This window comes from Salinisphaera hydrothermalis C41B8, from assembly GCF_000732535.1.
Classification (GTDB): Bacteria; Pseudomonadota; Gammaproteobacteria; order Nevskiales; family Salinisphaeraceae; genus Salinisphaera; species Salinisphaera hydrothermalis.
This window is the reverse complement of sequence record NZ_APNK01000003.1, coordinates 51581-72470: the sequence shown is the minus strand read 5'-3', so window position 1 is coordinate 72470 and position 20890 is coordinate 51581. Positions and strand designations below refer to the sequence as shown.

Sequence of the window (20890 nt, the reverse complement as noted above, 5' to 3'; positions counted from 1 at the left end):
TGCGGCGGCCGCCGGTGTTCCTGGCCGCCGGGTCGTATCAAGCACACGTCAGCATCGCTAGCGCCAAGTTTGCGGATAGCCGCGGCCGTGGCCTGAGCCAGCTTGGTATTGTCGGCTGATGGGCGGCTACATGACCTTGCGGGTCGTTCGCGGTGGCGATGTTAGCAGGCCAGTTGAAGCCCACTTGCACGGGCTTGCCCTTGTCGGGCGAGTCACCGCGACACTTGAACGGAAATTGTTGGTAGGCCCGCGACGAGGGCGAGCACATCGTCTGCTGTTATTCAGCGGAGCGGGTACCGGTCGATCAGGGACGAACCGGCCTCCCGGCGGTCGGCCGAGGCATCGCCGAGGGGAACACCGCCGGCGCCCCGGCAAATCCGGCTCAGTCCGGGTGCCCGGTATCGACCGCGTGGCGCGACGTATCGATCACGATGTGGCCATCGTGCACGCGCGACACACAGGCGCACATTCGGGTGCCGGCGGCCTTCTGGCGCGGGCTGTAGAACACGTCGCGATGATCCAGCTCGCCGCTGTGTTCGACCACGTCGATCGTGCACAAGCCGCATTCGCCGTGTTCGCAGTCGTAGAGGACGTCGTTCACGCCGTGAGCCTGCAGCGCGTCGAGCAGGGACTGGTCGCGGGCGACGGTGAACTCCAGATCGCGGTTGGCGACGCGTACGTCAAAGGGCGTGTCCGGCAGGCGTCCACTGCTGGCGAAGGTCTCGAAACGGAATCGTTCGGCCGGCCGGTTCTGTTCCAGCCAGACGCTCAGAAATGCTTCGCGTAGCGATTGCGGGCCACAGATGTACAGTTCGGCCTCGGGGTGGAGGTCTTGGATGACCGCGGCCGGGTCCAGCCGCTGGCCTTCGCCAGTGACGTACAGTTCCAGCCGGTCGCCGAGCTCGGCGGCGAGTTCGTCGACGAAGGCCATCTCCTCGCGGGTGCGCGCGGTATATAGAAGCCGGACGTCATGCGCGCTCTGCACCAGCGCCCGCGCCATGCCGTAGAGCGGGGTGATGCCGATGCCACCGGCGATCAGTACGACTTTCGGGGCTCGATAGGACAAGGGGAAGCGATCCTTGGGATCGCTGATGCGCAATCGGTCGCCCGGTTCAAGCGACCATAGATAGCGCGAGCCGCCGTGGCCGTCCGGCCGATCCTTGACCGCGATGCGGTAGGCTCCCGCTTCGGCGGCATCGCCGATCAACGAGAACGATCGATACTGCGGCCGGTCCTCGACGAGGACCTCGACATCGATATGGCTGCCCGGCGCGTGGGCCTGCAGGCCGTCGTCGGGGCGGATATCGAACAGCCGAATGCCGTCGGCCACGTCATGGGTGGCCACGATATGGGCCGGATTGAAATGCTGATGGGTTGCCATGGGCGTGTTCCTGTAACGAGGGTTCGCTCGGTCCTGTGCCATCTTCAGAACGCGCCGGCGTCCTTGATCAGCTGCAGGCCGGGCAGGTTCGGTACGGCCGGATCCTGCTCGAGCACGATTTCGAGGTTGCGCTTGGCCAGGCGCGCGTGTTCGCGGGCCAGATCCTCGGCACGGCTGGATTCGCCGGCCTCGATGGCCTCGTACAGCCGGTGGTGCTGGTACTGGGCGATATGCAGGATCTGGTGCGATTCGGGCAGGCCGGCCTGGGCCATGACGAACGCGCTGGGCGAGGCGAACGGCAGAGCGACGGTCCGCGCCAGGGCCTCGCGCATCACCGGGCTGGCGGCAAGATCCAGCAAGGTGTCGTGGAACGTGGCGTTGGCATTCATGTAGCGCGAAAAATCGTCCTCGCTGAGTGTTTCGCCGGACAGGATGTCGTCGAGTTCCGTCAGGGCGCGCGCCAGCCCGGCCAGAGCCCGGCGCGTCGGCCGATTCTCGGCGGCGCGTCGGGCCGCGAGGCCTTCGAGGGTGCCGCGCAGTTCGATGGCGTCGAACACGTCCTGCTTGTTGAAGACCCGGATCTTGTAGCCGCCGGAGGGCAGGGCTTCGATCAACCCTTCATGCTCGAGCTTGACCAGCGCCACGCGGATCGGAGTGCGCGAAACCGCGATTCGCTCGACCAGTTTGGGTTCCGACAGACGCTCGTCGACGTCGAGTTCGCCGCCGAGGATCATCTGACGCAGGCGCAGCAGGGCCTTGGTGCTTTGTTGCATGGTCGAATCCTGTGCTTTCGGCTCAGCCGGCCGCCGCTTCGAGACGCCGGATCGGCGCATCAGGCTCGGCGGCGATGCGCTGTTCGATCAGGCGGCGAGCCCAGAGGGCGCCGGCGTCGATGTTCAAGTGATAGAACGGCATCCGGCTGTGGCGCTCGATCGCCGCCTGCTGCGCTTCCAGCACTTCGACATCCTGTTCGTAGACCCCCGATTCGCCGTTGACGTGGGCGGTATGCAGCGCCTCGGTCCATTCAGGGTCGTCGATGTGGTGGTCGCGCACGAAGTTCCAGAAGTAGTGGCAGCTGGTTTCGGTTTCCGGGGTGATCGCGGCCAGAAAATAGCCGGTCACGCCCTGGGAGCGATCGCCCTCCGGCGCGCCGGTGCCGATCTCGGCCACACCGACATCGCCGACCACGGTCGACGGGGCCTCGAAACGGATCTGATGCCAGCGATCGACGGCCACGTCGCGCCCGAGCTGCCAGGCCCAGAACGGCGGGGCATCGTGATTGAGCATCCAGCGGGACATGGTCACGAAGCGGTCGTCGTGTTCGATTTCGAACGGCGTGCGGGTAATGGAGTCGTGGCCGATGCTGCCCGCGTGCACGAAAGTCTCGTGGGTCAGATCCATGAGATTGTCGACCAACAGCCGATAGTTGCAGCCAAGGCTGTAGAAGGTGCCGCCGCGGCCGGCCAGCTGCGGATCGTCGTTCCAATGGAAATCGGGCACGAGCTCGGGATCGGCCAGGGCCGGGTTGCCGGGCCAGACCCAGACCAGGGCATGCCGCTCGACGGTGGGGAAATGACGCACGCAGGCCGACGGGTTCACGGTTTCCTGCGAGGGCATGTAGACACAGCGCCCGTCGCTGTCGAACTTGAGGCCGTGATAGCCACACATCACGCGATCGCCATCGAGCTTGCCCATCGACAGCGGCAGCAGCCGATGCCAGCAGGCGTCTTCCAGGGCCGTGACCTCGCCATCGCTCTTGCGATACAGCACCAGATCGGTGTCGCAGACGGTACGGGCCGACAGGTCGTGTTCGATTTCATGGCTCCAGGCCGCGGCATACCAGGCGTTGCGGGGATAACTGCGTTCCGTCGTCGGCATCGTCGATCTCCTCCGGACTCGGTTCCGGCTTGGTATTCAAGTTGTATACATATAATCGATAACAAAAGCGTCGTGATGCAAAAAATCCGTAATTTCGCCGCTCATATAAATCAATAGCTTATCGTTTTTCGCGGTCAGCTTTTCGTCTCATAGGCTAAAGTCGTAGCGGCTTTTATAGTTTTTAAGTAGTTTTAATATATTGTTTTATTTGAATAATGATGGACGTGTGCGGGATGGGGTCAGAAAGCCAAGGCTGGCGACATCGGTGCCGCTCGACTCGTGAAGCGCTACGCCCGATTCGGGCGGCTGATTCTATGGATTGTATACAGGCCCAGGGAGGGCATGGCGTGACGGCGTGGGCGGCCGGCAACGTCTCGTGGGAATAGGCGCTGGTTCAGCGCTGCGGGCTGTGCCCCGCGTATGCCGGCAAGTAACTGTGGGGTGCGCGGTACGCCGCCGCCATGCCCGGTGTCAAGCGAACCGGGCATGGCCCAATGATCGTGGGGGCGGGCGGTTTCCGGCGCTCAGCCGGGGGACGAGTCCGGGCCGTGCCCGGGGGTCTTCAACACTTGTTTCATGAGCTTGCCGGCCGCGTTGCGGGGCAGTTCTTCGACGATGACGAAACGCTTCGGAGTCTTGTAACCCGCCAGCCGTTGTTGGCAATGCTGTGCCAGCGTGTCGGGGTCGGCTGGCGATCCGGCCCGGAGCACGACATAGGCATGGCCGATTTCCCCCCAGCCGGGATCGGCCACGCCGACCACGGCCGCCTCGACCACGTCGGGGTGATCCATCAGGGCGTTTTCGACCTCCGCAGGAAAGACGTTTTCCCCGCCGGAAATGAACATGTCCTTCTTGCGATCCTTGAGGGTGATATGCCCGCGCACGTCGGCCTGGCCGATGTCGCCGGTGCGCAGCCAGCCATCGGCGGTCAACGCCTTGGCGGTCTCTTCGGGGCGGTTCCAGTAACCCGGGGTGACATTGGCACCCCGTACCAGAATCTCGCCGGGCTCCCCGGCGGCTACGTCATTGTCGTGTTCATCGACCAGTCGGACCTCCAGAAAGGGCGCGGGCAAGCCAACGCTGCCCGCGGTTTCGGCCATGAGCTGGCGGTTCAGCGGCACATGCATGATCGTGCCGGCCTCCGTCATGCCGAAACCGTTCGAGACCTTGATGCCGCGTTCGAGCCACCCGTTCACTTCGGCGGGAGAAATCGGCGAGCCGCCGGTGAATAGCGCTTGCAGATGCTGCCAGCGCGACGGCTCGAAATTGGCCTGCTCGGCGAGCATGCTGGCCATTTTGGGCACGCAGAAATAATGCGTGACGCCGATGTCGGCATCGGCGAGCAGGCGATTGGTGCGCTCGGGATCGAAGCCCGGTGAGATGTGCAGGGCGCCACCGAACATGAGCGTCGCGCGCATGCTGGGTAACAGCCCGATCACGTGAAACATCGGGGCATCGCACAAAAATACGCTGTTCCAGGCGACCCGGCCGGGCACGCCGAAATTGAGTGCGGTGGCGCGGATGTTGTCCCCGGTGATCATGACGCCCTTCGGGCGGCCGGACGTACCCGATGTGTAGAGGATGATCTTGGTTTCGTCGTTCGGTGGGCGTGGCCCGTGCTCGGCGGGTTCGCAGGCGGCGATCTCGCGCGCCAGATCGGCGACGTGGACCGCGTAACCGGACGAAGGCGTTGGCAGTCGATCGAATCGGTCGGTGGCAACCAGTGCGGGCCGGCAGTCGTCGAGGATGGCGTTCAACTCAAGCGTGGACAGACGATAGTTGAGTGGCACGAAGATGGCGCCCAGCCGTTCCGCGGCCAGGTTCAGCAGCAAGAGATCGGCGCCGTTATTGGCGACCGTGGCGACACGGTCGCCGTGTACGATGCCGTATCGATCCGCCAGCAGGGCGACCGTTCGCTGAATATCGCGATCGAATTCGTCGTAGCGCCAGCGCCGCCCGGTGGCGACGTCATGACATGCCAAGCGCTCCGGCTGGCCATACGCATGCAATGCGACCGGATCCGGCAGATTCCATCGTGACATAAGCGGTCTTCCTTGGCGGGAGCGACGGTGATTCGACGGGCCGGTGCGATCGCCCGCCGAATGCGCCTGTGAGCCGTGGGTGCGCGGCGGCGTCAGCGTTTGTAACTCTGCAGCCCCGGCTTGATCGTCTTGTCGTCGAGGAACTGTTTAAGCCCCTGTTCGCGACCGTGCTCCGGGTCCCGATGATTCGACTGGTCGATCTTGGCGTACAGATAATCCTCGTTCTGCTCCCAGGTCAGTTCGCGACAGCGTTTGAACCCGTTCTTGGCGTAACGCAGCGCCACCGGATTCTTGTCGACCAGCATGCCGGCCAGTTCGGTCACGGCGTCGCGCAATTGGTCGGTTGGTACGGCGCGATTGATCAGCCCCATGCTCGCGGCTTCGGCGCCCGTGAATGTCTGGCCGGTCATGATGTAGTACAGCGCCTCGCGATGGCCGATCGTGTCGGCCAGGGCCTTGCTCACCAGATTGCCCGGCGGGATGCCCCAGTTGATTTCCGACAGGCCGAATACCGCCTGCTCATCGGCGATTGCGAGATCGCAGGCGACCAGCGGGGAAAAGCCGCCGCCGAAGCACCAGCCGTTGACCATGGCGATGGTCGGCTTGGCGTAGAAGCGCAGCAGTTTCCACTGCCACTGCGAGCAGTCGCGACGGATGCGCTCCTGCACGATCTCCGGCTGGGAATCGATCTCACGGAAGTATTCCTTGAGATCCATGCCGGCGGTCCAGGACTCGCCCGCGCCGGTCAGCACGACGACCCGAGCGTCTTCGTCGAGTTCGAGCGTCTCGAGCACATCGATCATCTCGCGATTGAGCGTCGGATTCATGGCATTGCGCTTGTCGGGACGGTTCAGCGTCACCCACGCAATACCGGTGGCATCCACCTCGACGAGCACCGTGGTCCAACGGTCGGCGTAATCGGTCATGCAACTTCTCCTGATGGTGTGGCGTCATCATTCCATGCGAGAAAGTTATTGAACATAACTAAAACGTCGTAGAATGGGCAGGCGTCGATGGACTCGCTACGCTGTGGCTCTTTTGCTCGATTCGGAGGTCGATATGACCGAGCCCCAGGCGCCGGCGCTTACGTTCATTTGCCGTTTACAGGTGTCGCTGGGCGAGCCGGTGGATTTTGGCGTGAACGCACTTGGCCGCCGGCGATATGTGCCGATTACCGGCGGCACGGTGAGTGGTCCCTATCTATCGGGCCGCGTGCTGCCGGGCGGAGGCGATTGGCAGACCATCCGGCCGGACGGCGTCGTGGATCTGAGAGCGCAATACGCGTTTGAACTCGACTGCGGTACGTATATCGAGATGGATAACAGCGGACTGCGATATGCACCGCCCGACGTTGCCGCCGAACTCGCGGCGGGGCGGGCTGTGTCGCCTTCGGACTACTACTTTCAGACATGCGCGCGTCTGAATGCGGCGGCCGGGCCGTATGATTGGCTAACGCGCACACTTTTCGTCGCCGGCGCCGAGCGTCATGCCGATCAAGTCGACGTCGAGCTGTTCGCGCTCGGGCTTTTGAGTTGCGATAAAAGAGAGGGCCAGTCGTGAAGCACGCCAGCGCGCAAGCGAACACCGCGAACTTTGCCGAGCCGGCCCGGCACGGTCTGGACGACGGCGGGCTGCGAATGCGCCTGGGCTATCAGCTCAGACGCGCCGATTTGGCCATGCAGCAGGCCTTTGCCCGCGAGATCGGCGAGACTTTCAATCTCCGGCAGGTGGAATTTTCGGTTCTGGCTCTGCTCGCCACCAATGACGCGGTGCGTCACAAACAGATCAGCGAAGTCCTCGGCGTGGCGCCGTCGAACATGGTCGGCGTGATGAGCGGGCTGGAGCAACGCCAGCTCATTAAGTGTCGGCCGGATCCCTCGGACGGCCGCTCGCGTTTCTGGTTGCTGACCGAGCCAGGGCGAAAGCTCGAACGCGAGGTCGCGCAGGCGATCTCGGAGATGGAGCATCGATTCGTGCTGGAAAGGGGCGCGGGGGACGCTGCCCTGCTCGTTCAGGCATTGGACCGCCTCTGGTGACATCGGCAAACCACGCGCCCGACGCCGGCAGGCAATCCGGCGTTATCGTTCGTGCCCGTGGCCGGGCCACGCCAAGCTCACCATGCCTTGTCTTGCCACCCCGGGGCGGGCGCGGCGGTGTATCTCACGACGGCACGCCCTGTGCCTGACCGCGCACCACCCGCGATCAACCCCGCGCCGACCGGATCAGGCTCGCCACTGTGGTGATGACGAGCACGCCGACGATAATCGACAACGACAGCCAGATCGGAATTTCCGGGATGGCAGACACATGCTGCCCGCCATTGATGAACGGCAGTTCGTTGCCGTGCAGTGCCTCGATGATCAGCTTAATGCCGATGAAACCGAGGATGACGGCCAGCCCCAGCGATAGATAGACCAGCCGGTTGAGCAGGCCGCCGAGCAGGAAGTAGAGCTGAATCAGCCCGAGCAGGGCAAAGGCATTGGCCGTGAAGACGATGTAGGGCTCCTTGGTAAGCCCGTAGATCGCCGGGATCGAATCCAGCGCAAACAGGATGTCGGTGGCGCCGATGGCGATCATCACGATCAGCATGGGCGTCATCATGCGTTGTCCGTTGCGCACGATCGTCAGTTTGGATTCGTTGTATTCGTCCGTGGCCGGCAAATATTTCTGGGCGAGCCGCACCAGCAGGTTGGGTTCGTATTCCTCGCTTTCCTCGTGCGACGACGTGGCCAGCGTGTACGCCGTGTACAGCAGGAACAGCCCGAAGATATAGAACACCCAGGAGAAGTGTTCGATCGCCGCCGCGCCCAGGGCAATGAAGATCGCGCGCAGGATCAGCGCGATGATCACGCCCACCAGCAGCACCTTCTGCTGATAGGCCTTAGGCACGTCGAATGCCGCCATGATGATGACGAAGACGAATAGGTTGTCGACCGACAGGCTCTTCTCGGTCACGTAGCCCGCGAGATATTCCACGCCGTGGTCGTGGCCCCAGACGAACCACAGGCCCGCGCCGAAGATCAGTGCGATCACGACATAGAAGATTGACCAGCCGCCGGCCTCTTTCATCGAGGGCTCGTGCGGCGTGCGCACATGGGCGAAGAAGTCGAAGATAAGCAGGGCCGCGATACCCGCGATGGTGGCAGCCCAGACCCAGACGGGTACGTCCATAACCGGATCTCTGTAAAGCGTAATCCAGCGCGCCAACCGCGCGCGTGTCGAGCTTACGTGAGCGCCCTGGCGTTTGCAGTCACGGTTTCTTAATGTCGGGCGATCTCGCCGCCCGGGGATTCTCGCCGTGCCGTTGGCGGTTTATGCTCTGGGCCATGAACGCTGACCGACCCGAAACTGATCGCTGGATCTGTGTGTACTGCGGCTCGCGGGAGGGCACCGACCCGCGTTACCGCCAAGCCGCCGAAGCCCTCGGCACTGTCCTGGCGACGACCGGCATCGGCCTCGTCTACGGCGGCGCGCGCGTCGGGCTGATGGGCGCGATTGCCGACGCAGCGCTGGCCGCTGGCGGCCGCGTTCTCGGCGTGATCCCCCGGGGCCTGGCCAAGCGCGAAGTCGCTCACGACGGGCTCACCGAATTACGCGTAGTCGAGACCATGCATCAGCGCAAACTTGCCATGATCGAGGCGGCCGATGGCTTCATCGCCATGCCCGGCGGTTTTGGCACGCTGGAAGAGCTGTTCGAAGTGCTCACCTGGCACCAGATCGGCTGGCACGATAAACCCGCCGGGCTGCTCGATGTCGCTGGCTTCTACCAGCCGCTGCTCCATTGTATGCAGCATATGCGCGATCAGGGGTTCGTGGGCGATGAGCACGTCGCGCGCATTGCCGTGGCGGAAACCGCCAACGCCCTGGTCGAGCAGATGGCGGCGAAACTGGCCGGTACGGCCTGAACCATGGCGCGCCCGATCGCCGCGCCGGACGGGCTGCGTCTCGACCCGAATGCTTTCGTGGCCGTCGATGTGGAGACCGCGAATGGCGATGCCGGAAGTATCTGCCAGATCGGTTTCGCCCGGTTCGCCGAGGGGCAACTGGTCGAGAACTGGTCCTGGCTGGTACATCCGCAGACGTATTTTTCGGCCGGCAATATTGCCATCCACGGCATCCGCCCCGGTGACGTCACGCACGCGCCGGACTGGGCGGCGATCCACGATCGCGTGGCCGACGTCATGGCCGGCCAGATCGTCGTTTCCCACACGGCGTTCGATGTCACGGCGATCACGCGGGCCTGTCTTGCCCACGGTTGCCCCGTCATCGATGCCCAGTGGCTCGACTCGGTGCGTGTCGCACGACGGGCGTTTCCGGAACTCAAGACCCGGGGCGGCCATGGTCTGGCCAGCCTGAAACGCCATCTCAAACTCGACTTCGCCCATCACGACGCCGGCGAGGACGCCCGGGCCGCCGGGCAAGTGGTCGCCGCCGCGGTGCGCGCCACCGGCCTGAGCGTGACCGACTGGCTGACTGAGGCTCACCGCCCGGCGCAGGCGGTCATTGCCGAATACGAGGCCGCGCGGCAGTTGATCTAGGGCGTGTCGTCACGAGAGACGCCACCGCATGCAACGCCGCTTGGCGCCGTGGGCGGGCCTCACCCGCAGGGCCCGTGCCCGTGAGGCGGCAATACAGCGTTGTCGCTCTCTCGCGTAGATCCACTACGCCACGTTCGCTACGTCTCGTCTTGCCGCAAAACAGCGCTTGGCGCGGACTCGCACGAAACCTCAACAGACCCTAGCGCGGCCTCGGCAAGCTTTCGCGCAAACAGCCCTGCATCGGATTGCTATTCGGGGCCTCACCTTCCTTGGCCAGGTCGACTGTAGTCGAGCTCCGGTTTTGGGGCCTATGCCAATAGGCGCTTAATCGGTGTTCGGCGTGATCCGGATGCAGGGTCTGGTGAGTGCCGCGAATCAGGAGTCGCCCCAGACCTGGCGCGAGGTCTCGACCACGCGTTCGAGCTTGGCCCACTGGTCGTCCTCGGTGAGCGCATTGCCTTCGACGGTGCTGGAGAAACCGCACTGCGGACTCAGGCAGAGCTGCTCGAGATCGACATAGGCCGCGGCTTCGTCGATGCGTTTGGCCAGGGCGTCCATCGGTTCCAGTTCTGGCGTCTTGGACGAGACCAGCCCGAGCACGACGTTCTTGTTGTTCGGGACATGCCGCAACGGCGCGAAGTCCCCGGAGCGCTCGTCGTCGTATTCGAGGAAATAAGTATCCACGGCCAGTTCGTTGAACAGCACTTCCGCGACCGGCTCGTAGCCCCCCTGGGCGAACCAGGTGCTGCGGTAGTTGCCACGGCACAGATGGATGCCGACCGTCAGATCGTCCGGGCGCCCGGCCAGGGCGGCGTTGATCAGCTCGGCGTACTGCTTCGGCAGGGTATTGGGATCCTCGCCGCGCTCTTTGGCGGCCGCCCGCATGTCCGGATCGCAGAGATAGGCCAGGTTGGTGTCGTCGAGCTGGATATAGCGACAGCCGGCTCGATACAGCGCATCGATCTCGTCGCGGTAGCAGGCGGCCAGGTCGTCGAAGAAGGCATCCATTTCCGGATACGCTTCGATATCGATCGCAGCTCGGCCGCCCCGGAAGTGCACCATGGTCGGCGACGGGATCGAGACCTTGGGCGTGGCGTGAGCCTGCGAGGCCAGGAATTGGTAGTCGGCGACCTGGATCGGGCGGGCGTGGGACAGCTTGCCGGTCACCGACAACTGCGGCGGGGTGAAACCGTCATCGGAGGCCTTGGCGCTCTTGTTGGCCGCGATGCCGCCGGTCACAGTCACGCCGTCGAGCTGCTTCAGGAAATCGAGATGAAAATAGGCGCGTCGGAATTCGCCGTCGGTGACGTCGTTCAGACCGACCGACTCCTGCTTGCGCACGGCATCGGCAATGGCGCGGTCCTCGACTTTGCGCAGCGCGTCGGCGTCGATGTCGCCGCTGGCGTGGCGCTGTCGCGCCTCGAGTACGGCCTGCGGGCGCAGCAGGCTGCCGACGTGTTCGGCGCGAAAGGGCGGGTTGCTATGGCGCATGGTGGCTCCTGTCGTAAAAGGTCTACCCTGCCAGTTCGGCGAACGGCAGACCGACATAGTTTTCGGCGATCGTAGCGCGACCGGCCTCCGAACCGAGGTAATAACCGAGTTCGGCCTGCTGCATGCGGGTATCGAAGTCCTCGGTCGCCGAGAACTTGTGCAGATTGGTGGTCATCCACCAGGAGAACCGCTCGGTCTTCCAGACCCGCGACAGACAGGTGGCGGAATAGCGTTCGAGTAGATCCGTCCGGCCGCGATCGTAGATGGCGCGGAATAGCCGATACGCCGTGTTGACGTCCGAAATCGCCAGGTTGAGGCCCTTGGCGCCGGTCGGCGGCACGATATGCGCGGCGTCGCCGAGCAGGATCAGCCGGCCATGCTGCATCGGCTCCGCGACGAAACTGCGCAACGGCGCCACCGATTTCTCGATCGAGGGGCCGGTGACCAGATTTTCGGCAACCGCCTCGGGCAGGCGGCGCTTGAGTTCGGCCCAGAAGGCCTCGTCGCTCCAGTTGTCCGGCGATTCGGTATCCGGCACCTGGATGTAGTAGCGGCTGCGCGTGGGCGAACGCATGCTGCACATGGCAAAGCCGCGGTCGTGGGTCGCATAGATCAGCTCGTCGGAGACCGGCGGGGTGTCCGACAGGACGCCGAGCCAGCCCAGCGGGTACTCGCGCTCGAAAATCCGTAGCCGGTCCTCGGGAATACAGGTGCGGGAGACGCCGTGAAAGCCGTCGCAGCCGGCGACGTAGGCACAGTCCAGCCGGTATTTCTGCCCTTTATGGTTGAACGTCACGTACGGGCTGTCGGTATCGATCGCGTGCGGCTTGACCTTGTCGGCTTCGTAGAAGGTCGTCGCGCCGATCGCCTCCCGAGCGTTCATCAAATCGCGGGTGACTTCGGTCTGGCCGTAGACCGTCACGTGCTTGCCGCCGGTGAGCCCGGCGAGGTCGATGCGTACGCGCTCGCCGTTGAAGGCGATATCGAAACCGTCGTGGATCAGGCCGTGGGCGTTGAGATTGTCATCCACGCCGGCTTCGCGCAGCAGATCGACCGTTCCCTGTTCGAGCACACCCGCGCGAATGCGGCTGAGGACGTAGTCGCCCGATCGGCGTTCGAGGATCACGTTGTCGATGCCGGCCACGGCCAGCAGCTGGCCGAGCAGCAGCCCGGACGGGCCGGCGCCGATAATGGCGACCTGTGTTTTCATGGCGTCTCCGTAAAAATAGGCGGCATCGCGACGGGGCGAGTGATGCGTAGAGCGGACCTGATCGGGCGTATCTAGAAGTCGAAGAACACGGTTTCGTCGCGCCCCTGAAGACGGATCACGAACTCGTAGACCGGTTCGCCGTTCTCGCTGTCTTCGACGCGCTTCGCGATCAGCGTGGGGCGGCGCTCGGCGGGCACGCGGCTGAGAAACGGGCAGGTCGCGTTGGCTTCGCCTTCGTCGTCGAAAACCATCCGGGTGTGCAGATGGATGTTGATGCCGCGGGCGAAGATCATGAGATTGATATGCGGCGCCATCTCGGGGCCGTCGGGGTGGGGCAGGCGGCCCGGCTTGAGGGTGGTGAACGACCACCAGCCGTCTTGGTCCACGCCCATGCCGGGCGCGGCCCGGCCGAAGCTGTTGAAGGCGTTGTCGAAGGAGAAGTCCGTGACGTAACGCCCGTTCGCATCGGCCTGCCAGGTCTCGACCAGCACGTCGTCGACCGGTATGTCGTTGCCGTCGAGGACCAAGCCGCGGAGATGGATGCGTTGGCCTTCGGCGTTGGTGCCTGCCATGACGTTGGCGATTTCGTGATCGCGTTCGGGCAGGCCGGCCACGTTGAGGGCCAGGCCGATATGAACATACGGCCCGGCGGTCTGGGACGGCGATTCCGGCAGGAACACGCTGTCCGGATCCAGGGGCTGGCGAAGGGTGTACTGCGGCATGGCGGGCTCCTAGAAGTTCTCGAAAAAGGTCTGCAGCGCGCCGCGGGTGACGATGTCGAAGCGGTACACAAGGCAGTCGAAGGAGCGCGAGCGGGCCATATCCAGCCGCGAGGTCAGCGTCTCGACCGCCTCGGCGTCTTTGATCGTGTTCACGATCGGGCAGTGGGGAATCAGCGGATCGCCCTCGAAATACAGCTGGGTGATCAGCCGGGTCGAGATCGACGGTCCCATGACCGAGATATGGATATGCGCCGGCCGCCAGGAGTTGGGATCGTTCGGCCACGGATAGGGGCCGGGCTTGACGGTACGAAAGCGATACCAGCCGCCCTCGTCGGTCACGGTGCGGCCGACACCGCCGAAGTTGGGATCCAGCGGCGCGGCGTAGCGGTCTTTCTTGTGCCGGTAGCGGCCGCCGGCGTTGGCCTGCCACATCTCCACCAGAGTGTGGGGCACGGGTTTGCCGAACTGGTCGATCACCCGGCCATAGACCTGGATGCGCTCGCCCACCGGCAGGCCGTCGCGTTCGGTGCCTTCCCGATAGTTGTTGAGCAGGTCGTTGTCGTAGGGGCCGAGTGTCAGGCGCTGGAAGTCCGGGCCCGAAATCTCCGAGGCGCTCGGGGTCTGGATCGCCATAAGCGCCTGGCGCGGTGATCGGGCGACCGAGGTCTTGTAGCCCGGTGCGTAGGCCGGCGGGTGCCAGTTCCGGTCGCGCATCACGAAGGCGGTGTGCTCGTTGGCTGCCATGGGGTCGTTCCTCTCCTCCGGGGTGGCCGATACACGTCGGCCGTAGAGGTTTGAAACTGCCGCGGCGGGCGGGGCGCGCCAATTGAAAAGTACGCCCTCGGGTATATCGGTTTGGTTATGCCGACAGGTGGTTGGCCCAGTCGACGCCGGGATACTCGGCGGCCGTCGATCGCAGGCAATCGCAGAACTGACGGGCCGCGCGCGACATCGGCTGACTGCTGTTCACGGCGAATCCGACCGACCCGCCGCGAATCTCCACCGGCGAAGCAATTACGACCATTTGATGAGAGCTGACGGCGGCTCTGGCAGTGTCGGCCGGGGTCACCCAGGCGGCGTCACTGCGCAGAACATAGGCCTGGGAGAGAGGCAGTGAGAGGGTCTCGATCGCGTGCGGCGGGTCGATCGATCGTTCCACCCAGTAGCGCTCGACCTGCTCGCGCAGCGTCGTGCCACGAGGCGGGATCACCCATGGGTAATGGGTAAAGGCGTCGAGGGTTGGCGCGCTGCCGGCGTCGAGCGCCGGGTGTCCCTCTCGCACCACCACGATCATGGGCTCGTAGTACAGATGCTCGAAACTCAGGTCGCGGATCTCCTGGGCCTCGCTCATACGCCCGATCACCAGATCGAGTTCGCCGAGCCGCAGCCGTGTAAGCAGGGCCGCACTGGTGCCCGTATCCACCTCGACGCGAAGGTCGGGCTGCGCGCGGTGCAGCGCAAGCAGGGTTTCCGGTAACAGGCCGCCTTCGACATTGGACAAGGCGCCGATACGGATCACCGTTTCCGGGGCCTCGCTGCGCACCGCCTCGATGCCTTCATCGATCGAGCGCAAGGCCGGGGCGGTATAGCGCAGCAGCGTGCGCCCGGCCGGCGTCAGCGTCACGCCGCGCGGGCCGCGTTCGAACAGCACCACGCCCAGATTCGTTTCCAGTTCGCGAATCGTCTTCGACATGCCGGGCTGGGTGATGGACAGCGCCTCGGCGGCCGAGGCGAACTGACCATGTCGGGCGACTTCGGCGAAAGCCGCCAGATGGCGCAGTTTGATCGGCGAATGGATCATGATGTCCGGTTGAGCTCGGTCGAGTGACTGTCCGTCGCACGGCGTGCCGTCGACCCCTGCCAGCGATGCGGCCGGTCGAGTGCACGAGCGGCCGCCGCATGAGCGCCTCGGTCGGAGGCGACTAATGGCCGCACGTTCAGGGCGCTCCGAGCATCAGGATCGGCTTGAGAGTTTCTCCTTTTTCGCTGTCTGCGGCGGCTTGATTGATGTCCTCGAAATCGTAGTAACGCACGAGTTTGTCGAACGGGAAGCGGCCCTGGAGATGCAGATCGATCAGTTGCGGGATGAAGGTGTGCGCCACGCTGTCGCCTTCGACGATGCCACGGATCTGCTTGCCACCGATCAACAGATCGTTGACGTCGAAAGAGGTTTCGTCGCCGAGCGGCGGAGCGCCGACCGCGCCGATGACGCCGCGTTTGCCGAGGCTGTCGATCCCCTGACGGAATACGTTGGTATTGCCGGTGGATTCGACCCCATAGTCGACACCGCCGTCGCTGATCTCACGAATCGCCTCGACCGGGTCCTCACGGCTGGCGTTGATGACGTGCGTGGCGCCGAGTTCACGTGCCAGATCGAGCCGAGAATCGATGATATCCACCGCGATGATCGTCGCCGCGCCCACAATGCGTGCCGCCATGATGGCCGATTGGCCGACCGCGCCCGCCCCGAATATGGCGACTCGGCTGCCCGGCGTGACGGCGAGGGTGTTCATCACGGCGCCGGCACCGGTCTGGATGCCACAGCCCAGAGGGCCGAGCAGGGCCAGCGGCGCTTGTTCGGTGACGCGGACCGCATTGTTTTCCCGGCACAGGGCGTAGGTTGCAAACGACGACTGGCTGAAGAAATGATCGTTGACCGGTTTGCCGCCGTCGTCGGTCAGCGCATGGCCACCGTCCGGGCCGGAACCGCCGAAATTGCGGCCGAAGAAATCCACACAGTAGCTCGGCGCGCCATCGTCGCAGTTGGCGCAGGCGCCGCAATGGCCATAGGACAGCACGACATGGTCGCCGGGTCGGAGGTGACGTACGTTCGGGCCGACGGCCTCGACGACCCCCGCGCCCTCATGGCCGAGGACCGCCGGCAGCGGTACCGGATAGAGCTGGTCGCGTACGATCAGGTCGGTATGGCACAAGCCGGTGGCGACAACGCGCACGCGGACCTCATCGGCCTCGGGAGCGCGCAGATGCAGGGTTCGGATCTCGAACGGCGCGCCCTGGCTCGGCGTCACCGCGGCCCGTACTTCCCGGGGTTGGGTGGTTTCGGACATGGTCTGCTCCTCTGGGGTGTCGTTGGCCGCAATCAAAGCGGATAGCCGGGCGCGTCGCCCTTGATCGTCAGCCACTGCCACTGAGTGAATTCCTCCCAGTTCGCGGGGCCGCCGATACTCGAGCCATTGCCGGACGCACCGACGCCGCCGAACGGGTTGATCACTTCATCGTTAACCGTCTGGTCGTTGATATGGAGCAAGCCGGTATCGATCCGCTCGCCCAGCGCCAGGGCGCGCCCGACGTCCTTGGAAATAATGGCCGCGGACAAGCCGTACTCCGTGTCGTTGGCCAGTCCGACGGCCTGATCGTCGTCGTCGAAGGGGACGACCACGGCCACGGGGGCGAAGGTCTCTTCGCGAAAGATCGGGTTATCGGCGTCGACGTGGGTCATGACGGCGGGCTGGAAGAACAGGTCGCGGTGATCGCCGCCGGCCACCAGCTGTCCACCGGCACGGGTCGCCGACTCGAGCAGATCCAGCGCGTGCTGGAGTTGGCGCGAGTCGATCAGCGGACCGAGTGCGGCCGCGTCATCCTCGGCCGGATCGCCGACCGTCAGACTTTGTGCCTTGGCCACCAGGCGCTCGACGAATGCGTCGTGGATTGCCCGGTGGACCAGAATCCGGCCCGTCGACATACAGATTTGGCCCTGATGCAGATAGGCGCCCCAAGTCGCGTTGCTGACCGCGATATCCAGGTCGGCGTCGTCGAGTACGATCAGGGAATTCTTGCCGCCGAGTTCCAGTGAAACTTTCTTGAGATGTTGACTGGCGGCCGCGCCGATCTTGCGCCCGGCCGCCGTCGAGCCGGTGAACTGGATCATGGCGATGTGTTCGTCGCTGACCAGGGCCTGGCCGGTCTCGGCTTCGCCCGGGAGGACGTGCAACAGACCGGCGGGCAGGCCGGCCTGTTCCAGCAGCCGGGCGATGACAAAACCACCGCATACACTCGTGCGCGGGTCGGGCTTGAGCACGACGCCATTGCCGAGTGCCAACGCCGGCGCCACGGCACGCAGGGCCAGAATCAATGGAAAATTGAACGGTGCAATGACGCCGACCACCCCCATCGGACGGCGCCGGGCCAGGCTGAGTCGGCCGGGCACCGACGGCAGGACTTCGCCGTGGCTCTGCGACGGCAGGCTCGTGGCCTCGTGGAGGATCTTGATGCTGTTCTGGGTCTCGAACTCGGCCTTGCCGCGGGTCGAACCGCTTTCGCGAACGAGCCAGTCGACGATGCTGCTTCTGTGGGCCTCGGCTAATTCGGCGGCCCGGCGAAAAACCGCGGCGCGCTGTTCGTAGGGTTGGGCGGCCCACTCGCGTTGGCGCTGGCGCGCGGTCCGGGCCGATGTGGCCACTTGCCTCGCGCTAGCCCGGCCGATCTGGCCCAGGCACTGCCCGGTCGCGGGCGATAGCGTGTCGAGCGTATCCGAGCTGGTTTGCCAGCTGCCGTCGAAAAAACAGCCGTTCCAGTCGATCTCGGCGAATAAGTCGGCATCGGTCATAGTGGCCTCGGGCTCGGTGGGGGTGGGCGGTCGACAGGACGTGTCGCAACTTGTGATGATCTATAACTATATTCGTGCCTCGATCATCGGAACATTAGTCGAACGATTAACCCGGTCTCGGGAGATCCGTCACGGGGCTGGCCTGAGCGCGTACCCGGCGGTGTTACGGCCTCCTGACGTGGAATGACCACGCGGCGTCGGCCGCGCCTAGCCGGGCGCACGCTCAGACCAGCGCAGACCCCGCCGTCCTATCGGAATAGGCTCTAAATCGGGGCCGGTGGGCGATAGCCTCCGGCTTGCGCGAGATAGCTCGACCGTTTTTGTCACGCGGCATGTCGTCAGTCGAGCGGCTGCCCCCAGCCGTGTTGCTTGGCCAGTTTGAAGGCATGATTGGCCGCCGGGACACCGGCATAGATCGCCACGTGCATCAGCGCCTGACGCAGCTGGGCCTCGGACAGGCCGATAAGCTTGGCGGTCTTCAGATGCAGCTCCAGTTCGCCGTCTCGGCCCAGGGCGGCGAGCACGGCGAGCGTAATCATGCTGCGCTCTGCTTGGGTGAGGTCGGTATTGCCCCAGAGTTCGCCCCAGGCCAGGCGGGTAATCATGTCCTGGAAGGGCGCATCCAGCGTGGTCGCATTGTTCGAGGCGCGCTCGACGTGCTCGGCGCCGAGCACCGACTTGCGGATCGCCAGGCCCTGCGCGTAGTCCACCGGCGGGGTCGTGCCCCGTTCGCCCAGTCGATCGCACAGCCAGTCCGCGAACGGGCCCGGCGTCTCGACCGCGGGCACATGGCCGATGCCATCGAGTATGCTCTGTTCGCCGTTGGGCAGCTCGCCGGCCAGGGCCTCGAGGACGGCCGGCGGCGTCGCCCCGTCCTCGGCGCCGGTCAACAGATGCACGCGGCGGTCGACGCCGGTCAGCCGGCCCGTGAAGTCGGCCTCGGCGAGAAGCTCGCACAGCCGGGCATAGGATTCGTCGTCGCAGCGGCCGAGCTGAGTCTGCCAACCGGACACTGCGGCCGGGTTGCCCGTCTTGAATGCCGGGCCGAACCAGCGATCGACCAGTTCCGGGGCCATGGCGATCAGTCCTTCGTTGCGTACCCGGGCAGCGCGCTGATGCCAGAGATCGGGTTGACCGATGACCGCGCCGGTGTTGGTCAGCGCGACACGCTCGATACGGTCCGGTGAGGCCACGAGCAGTGCCTGACCTACGACCCCGCCGATCGACGTGCCGACGAAATGCGCCCGGGCGACGCCCCGCGCATCGAGCAGGGCAACGGCCTCGGTCGCCAGATCGTCGGCCGACAGCGGCCCCGCGGCCGCAGCACTGGCGCCGTGGCCGGGCAGATCCCAGGTGATCAGACGAAAATCACCGACCAGTGTCCCGATCACCTCGTCCCAGACCGCCTGGGTCATGCCCAGGGGGTGGGCCAGCAGTACGGCGGGGGCGGATTTCGGGCCGATGTCGCGATAGGCAACGGCACGGTTTTCGATATCGACGAACGGCATGATGCCTCCGGATAGTTTTTGGCGAACCCTTTATTTATCCGCAGATCAACGCAGATTCACGCAGCCAGGGGAAAGCCAGGTTGAGCTCAAGACCGGTCGGCTCCGGCTCCGGCTCCGGTTGCGCACGGGATGTGTTCTGGCCCAGGTCAAACGCGCTCGAGCACCGTGGCGATGCCCTGACCGACGCCGATACACATGGTGGCCAGGCCGTAACGGGCATCGCGTCGGCGCATCTCGTGCAGCGCGAACTGGATGATGCGCACGCCCGACATGCCAAGCGGATGGCCGAGCGCGATCGCGCCGCCGTTGGGGTTCACGCGTTCGTCGTCGTCGGCGAGGCCCCAGCCACGGGTCACGGCCAGTGCCTGGCTGGCGAACGCCTCGTTGAGTTCGATGACGTCCATGGCGTCGATCGACAGGCCCAGCCGGTCCAGCAGTTTATTGCTGGCATGCAGCGGCCCCATGCCCATGATGCGCGGCTCGACCCCGGCGGTCGCCATGCCGCGAATACGGGCCATGGGTTTGAGGTCAAAGTCCTTGATGGCTTGTTCGCCGGCCACCAGCAGCGCCCCGGCGCCGTCGTTGACACCGGAGGCATTGCCGGCGGTGACCGTGCCATTGTCGCGAAACGGTGTCGGCAGCCTGCCGAGTTTCTCCAGAGAGGTCTCCGGGCGTGGATGTTCATCGGTATCGAAGACCAGCGGCTCTTGCTTGCGGCGCGGGATTTCGATCGGCGTGATCTGTTCCGCCAGCCGGCCGGCGACCCGGGCGGCCTCGGCTTTCTGCTGCGAGCGATAGGCAAAGGCATCCTGGTCTTCGCGCGAGACGCCGAACTGCTCCGCGACGTTCTCACCGGTGACCGGCATGGAGTCGACGCCGTACTGAGCCTTGAGCAACGGGTTGATGAAGCGCCAGCCGATGGTCGTGTCTTCCATGGTCTGATTGCGTGCGAAGGCACTCGGCGCCTTGGAGACCACATAAGGCGCCCGCGACATGGATTCCACGCCACCGGCCAGCATCAGACTTGTCTCGCCCGCCCGGATCGCGCGCGCGGCGGTACCGACGGCATCCATGCTGGAGCCGCACAGTCGGTTGATGGTCGAGCCGGGTACACTCTCCGGCAGGCCGGCCAGCAGGCTCGACATGCGGGCGACGTTGCGGTTGTCCTCGCCGGCCTGATTGGCGCAGCCGGCGATCACATCGTCGATCGCGGCCGGGTCGAGGTTCGGCGCCTCGGCCAGAACCGCCTTGAAGACATGCGCGAGCAGGTCGTCGGGGCGTACCGAGGCAAGGCTGCCGCCGAAGCGGCCGACGGCCGTGCGGCGTGGGTGGCAGAGAAACACTTCGTTGGCCATTGGGGTGCTCCCGGGTCTGGTTTCAGAGCTATTCGTTGTTTTATCCGCAGATTGCGCAGATGGGCACGCTTACCAGCGCGCGGGATTTCGATGTTCGGTCAGTCTGTGAGTCATCGATGATCTGGGCGGCGAGCTCGCGACACTCATCAACACGTATGCCACCGTCATGAACATCACTGGATATTGGGCGTCGCGTTC

At 64.8% G+C, this 20890-nt stretch carries 19 protein-coding genes; 4 read left to right on the top strand and 15 right to left on the bottom strand.

Going from position 1 to position 20890, the window contains the following annotated elements; genetic code table 11:
* Positions 1-382: 382 nt before the first annotated feature.
* The 5 genes from C41B8_RS03440 to C41B8_RS03420 all read right to left on the bottom strand — a co-directional run bounded on the left by C41B8_RS03440 (position 383) and on the right by C41B8_RS03420 (position 6227).
* A complete protein-coding gene (locus C41B8_RS03440; RefSeq protein WP_037334123.1) occupies positions 383-1381 on the bottom strand; it encodes a PDR/VanB family oxidoreductase in 999 nt (332 codons plus the stop codon).
* Positions 1382-1425: 44 nt separating this feature from the next.
* Positions 1426-2154: a GntR family transcriptional regulator gene (locus tag C41B8_RS03435; RefSeq protein ID WP_198025036.1), complete on the bottom strand. Its 729-nt coding sequence runs from the start codon at positions 2152-2154 to the stop codon at positions 1426-1428.
* Positions 2155-2176: 22 nt separating this feature from the next.
* Entirely contained in the window at positions 2177-3259 is a 1083-nt protein-coding gene (locus C41B8_RS03430) for an aromatic ring-hydroxylating dioxygenase subunit alpha (RefSeq protein ID WP_037334118.1), read from the bottom strand.
* A gap of 524 nt (positions 3260-3783) precedes the next feature.
* The gene (locus C41B8_RS03425) at positions 3784-5301 is read right to left on the bottom strand and encodes an AMP-binding protein (RefSeq protein WP_037334115.1); all 1518 of its coding nucleotides are present in this window, start codon (positions 5299-5301) and stop codon (positions 3784-3786) included.
* A 92-nt stretch (positions 5302-5393) separates the two neighbouring features.
* Positions 5394-6227: a p-hydroxycinnamoyl CoA hydratase/lyase gene (locus tag C41B8_RS03420; protein WP_037334113.1), complete on the bottom strand. Its 834-nt coding sequence runs from the start codon at positions 6225-6227 to the stop codon at positions 5394-5396.
* A 133-nt stretch (positions 6228-6360) separates the two neighbouring features.
* Between C41B8_RS03420 and C41B8_RS03415 the strand changes: the two genes are divergently transcribed.
* The gene (locus C41B8_RS03415) at positions 6361-6861 is read left to right on the top strand and encodes a DUF3237 domain-containing protein (RefSeq protein ID WP_051883028.1); all 501 of its coding nucleotides are present in this window, start codon (positions 6361-6363) and stop codon (positions 6859-6861) included.
* Entirely contained in the window at positions 6858-7337 is a 480-nt protein-coding gene (locus tag C41B8_RS19330; RefSeq protein WP_051882947.1) for a MarR family winged helix-turn-helix transcriptional regulator, read from the top strand. Before C41B8_RS03415 ends, C41B8_RS19330 begins: the two co-directional genes overlap by 4 nt.
* Positions 7338-7503: 166 nt before the next feature.
* Here the strand turns inward: C41B8_RS19330 and C41B8_RS03405 are convergent, their stop codons facing one another.
* Positions 7504-8472, bottom strand: a complete 969-nt coding sequence (locus tag C41B8_RS03405) for a TerC family protein (RefSeq protein ID WP_037334111.1) — start codon at positions 8470-8472, stop codon at positions 7504-7506.
* A 155-nt stretch (positions 8473-8627) separates the two neighbouring features.
* Here C41B8_RS03405 and C41B8_RS03400 point away from each other — a divergent pair, with 155 nt between their 5' ends.
* Together C41B8_RS03400 and C41B8_RS03395 are read left to right on the top strand one after the other, a co-directional pair.
* The gene (locus tag C41B8_RS03400; protein WP_037334477.1) at positions 8628-9206 is read left to right on the top strand and encodes an LOG family protein; all 579 of its coding nucleotides are present in this window, start codon (positions 8628-8630) and stop codon (positions 9204-9206) included.
* A gap of 3 nt (positions 9207-9209) precedes the next feature.
* The gene (locus C41B8_RS03395) at positions 9210-9839 is read left to right on the top strand and encodes an exonuclease domain-containing protein (RefSeq protein ID WP_051882945.1); all 630 of its coding nucleotides are present in this window, start codon (positions 9210-9212) and stop codon (positions 9837-9839) included.
* 375 nt (positions 9840-10214) lie between these two features.
* On the opposite strand, the gene C41B8_RS03390 is transcribed toward C41B8_RS03395, so the two are convergent.
* The 9 genes from C41B8_RS03390 to pcaF all read right to left on the bottom strand — a co-directional run bounded on the left by C41B8_RS03390 (position 10215) and on the right by pcaF (position 20692).
* Complete coding sequence (locus C41B8_RS03390) at positions 10215-11330, bottom strand: 5-methyltetrahydropteroyltriglutamate--homocysteine S-methyltransferase (protein ID WP_037334109.1); 1116 nt, start codon at positions 11328-11330, stop codon at positions 10215-10217.
* Between the two features lie 22 nt (positions 11331-11352).
* Positions 11353-12540, bottom strand: a complete 1188-nt coding sequence (gene pobA / locus C41B8_RS03385; protein WP_037334106.1) for a 4-hydroxybenzoate 3-monooxygenase — start codon at positions 12538-12540, stop codon at positions 11353-11355.
* Between the two features lie 71 nt (positions 12541-12611).
* Complete coding sequence (gene pcaG / locus C41B8_RS03380) at positions 12612-13262, bottom strand: protocatechuate 3,4-dioxygenase subunit alpha (RefSeq protein WP_037334099.1); 651 nt, start codon at positions 13260-13262, stop codon at positions 12612-12614.
* A gap of 9 nt (positions 13263-13271) precedes the next feature.
* Positions 13272-14006: a protocatechuate 3,4-dioxygenase subunit beta gene (gene pcaH / locus C41B8_RS03375; protein WP_037334091.1), complete on the bottom strand. Its 735-nt coding sequence runs from the start codon at positions 14004-14006 to the stop codon at positions 13272-13274.
* A 115-nt stretch (positions 14007-14121) separates the two neighbouring features.
* A complete protein-coding gene (locus C41B8_RS03370; protein ID WP_051882943.1) occupies positions 14122-15063 on the bottom strand; it encodes a LysR substrate-binding domain-containing protein in 942 nt (313 codons plus the stop codon).
* 136 nt (positions 15064-15199) lie between these two features.
* Entirely contained in the window at positions 15200-16330 is a 1131-nt protein-coding gene (locus C41B8_RS03365) for an NAD(P)-dependent alcohol dehydrogenase (protein ID WP_037334471.1), read from the bottom strand.
* Between the two features lie 32 nt (positions 16331-16362).
* Positions 16363-17829 carry a benzaldehyde dehydrogenase gene (locus tag C41B8_RS03360; RefSeq protein WP_037334087.1) on the bottom strand — a complete coding sequence of 489 codons (1467 nt, stop codon included), beginning with the start codon at positions 17827-17829 and terminating at the stop codon, positions 16363-16365.
* Between the two features lie 338 nt (positions 17830-18167).
* Positions 18168-19337 (bottom strand): bifunctional 3-oxoadipate enol-lactonase/4-carboxymuconolactone decarboxylase PcaDC, encoded by a 1170-nt coding sequence (gene pcaDC / locus C41B8_RS03355; protein ID WP_037334084.1) that lies wholly within the window; start codon positions 19335-19337, stop codon positions 18168-18170.
* Positions 19338-19483: 146 nt separating this feature from the next.
* A complete protein-coding gene (pcaF, locus tag C41B8_RS03350) occupies positions 19484-20692 on the bottom strand; it encodes a 3-oxoadipyl-CoA thiolase (RefSeq protein WP_037334082.1) in 1209 nt (402 codons plus the stop codon).
* Positions 20693-20890 lie beyond the last annotated feature (198 nt).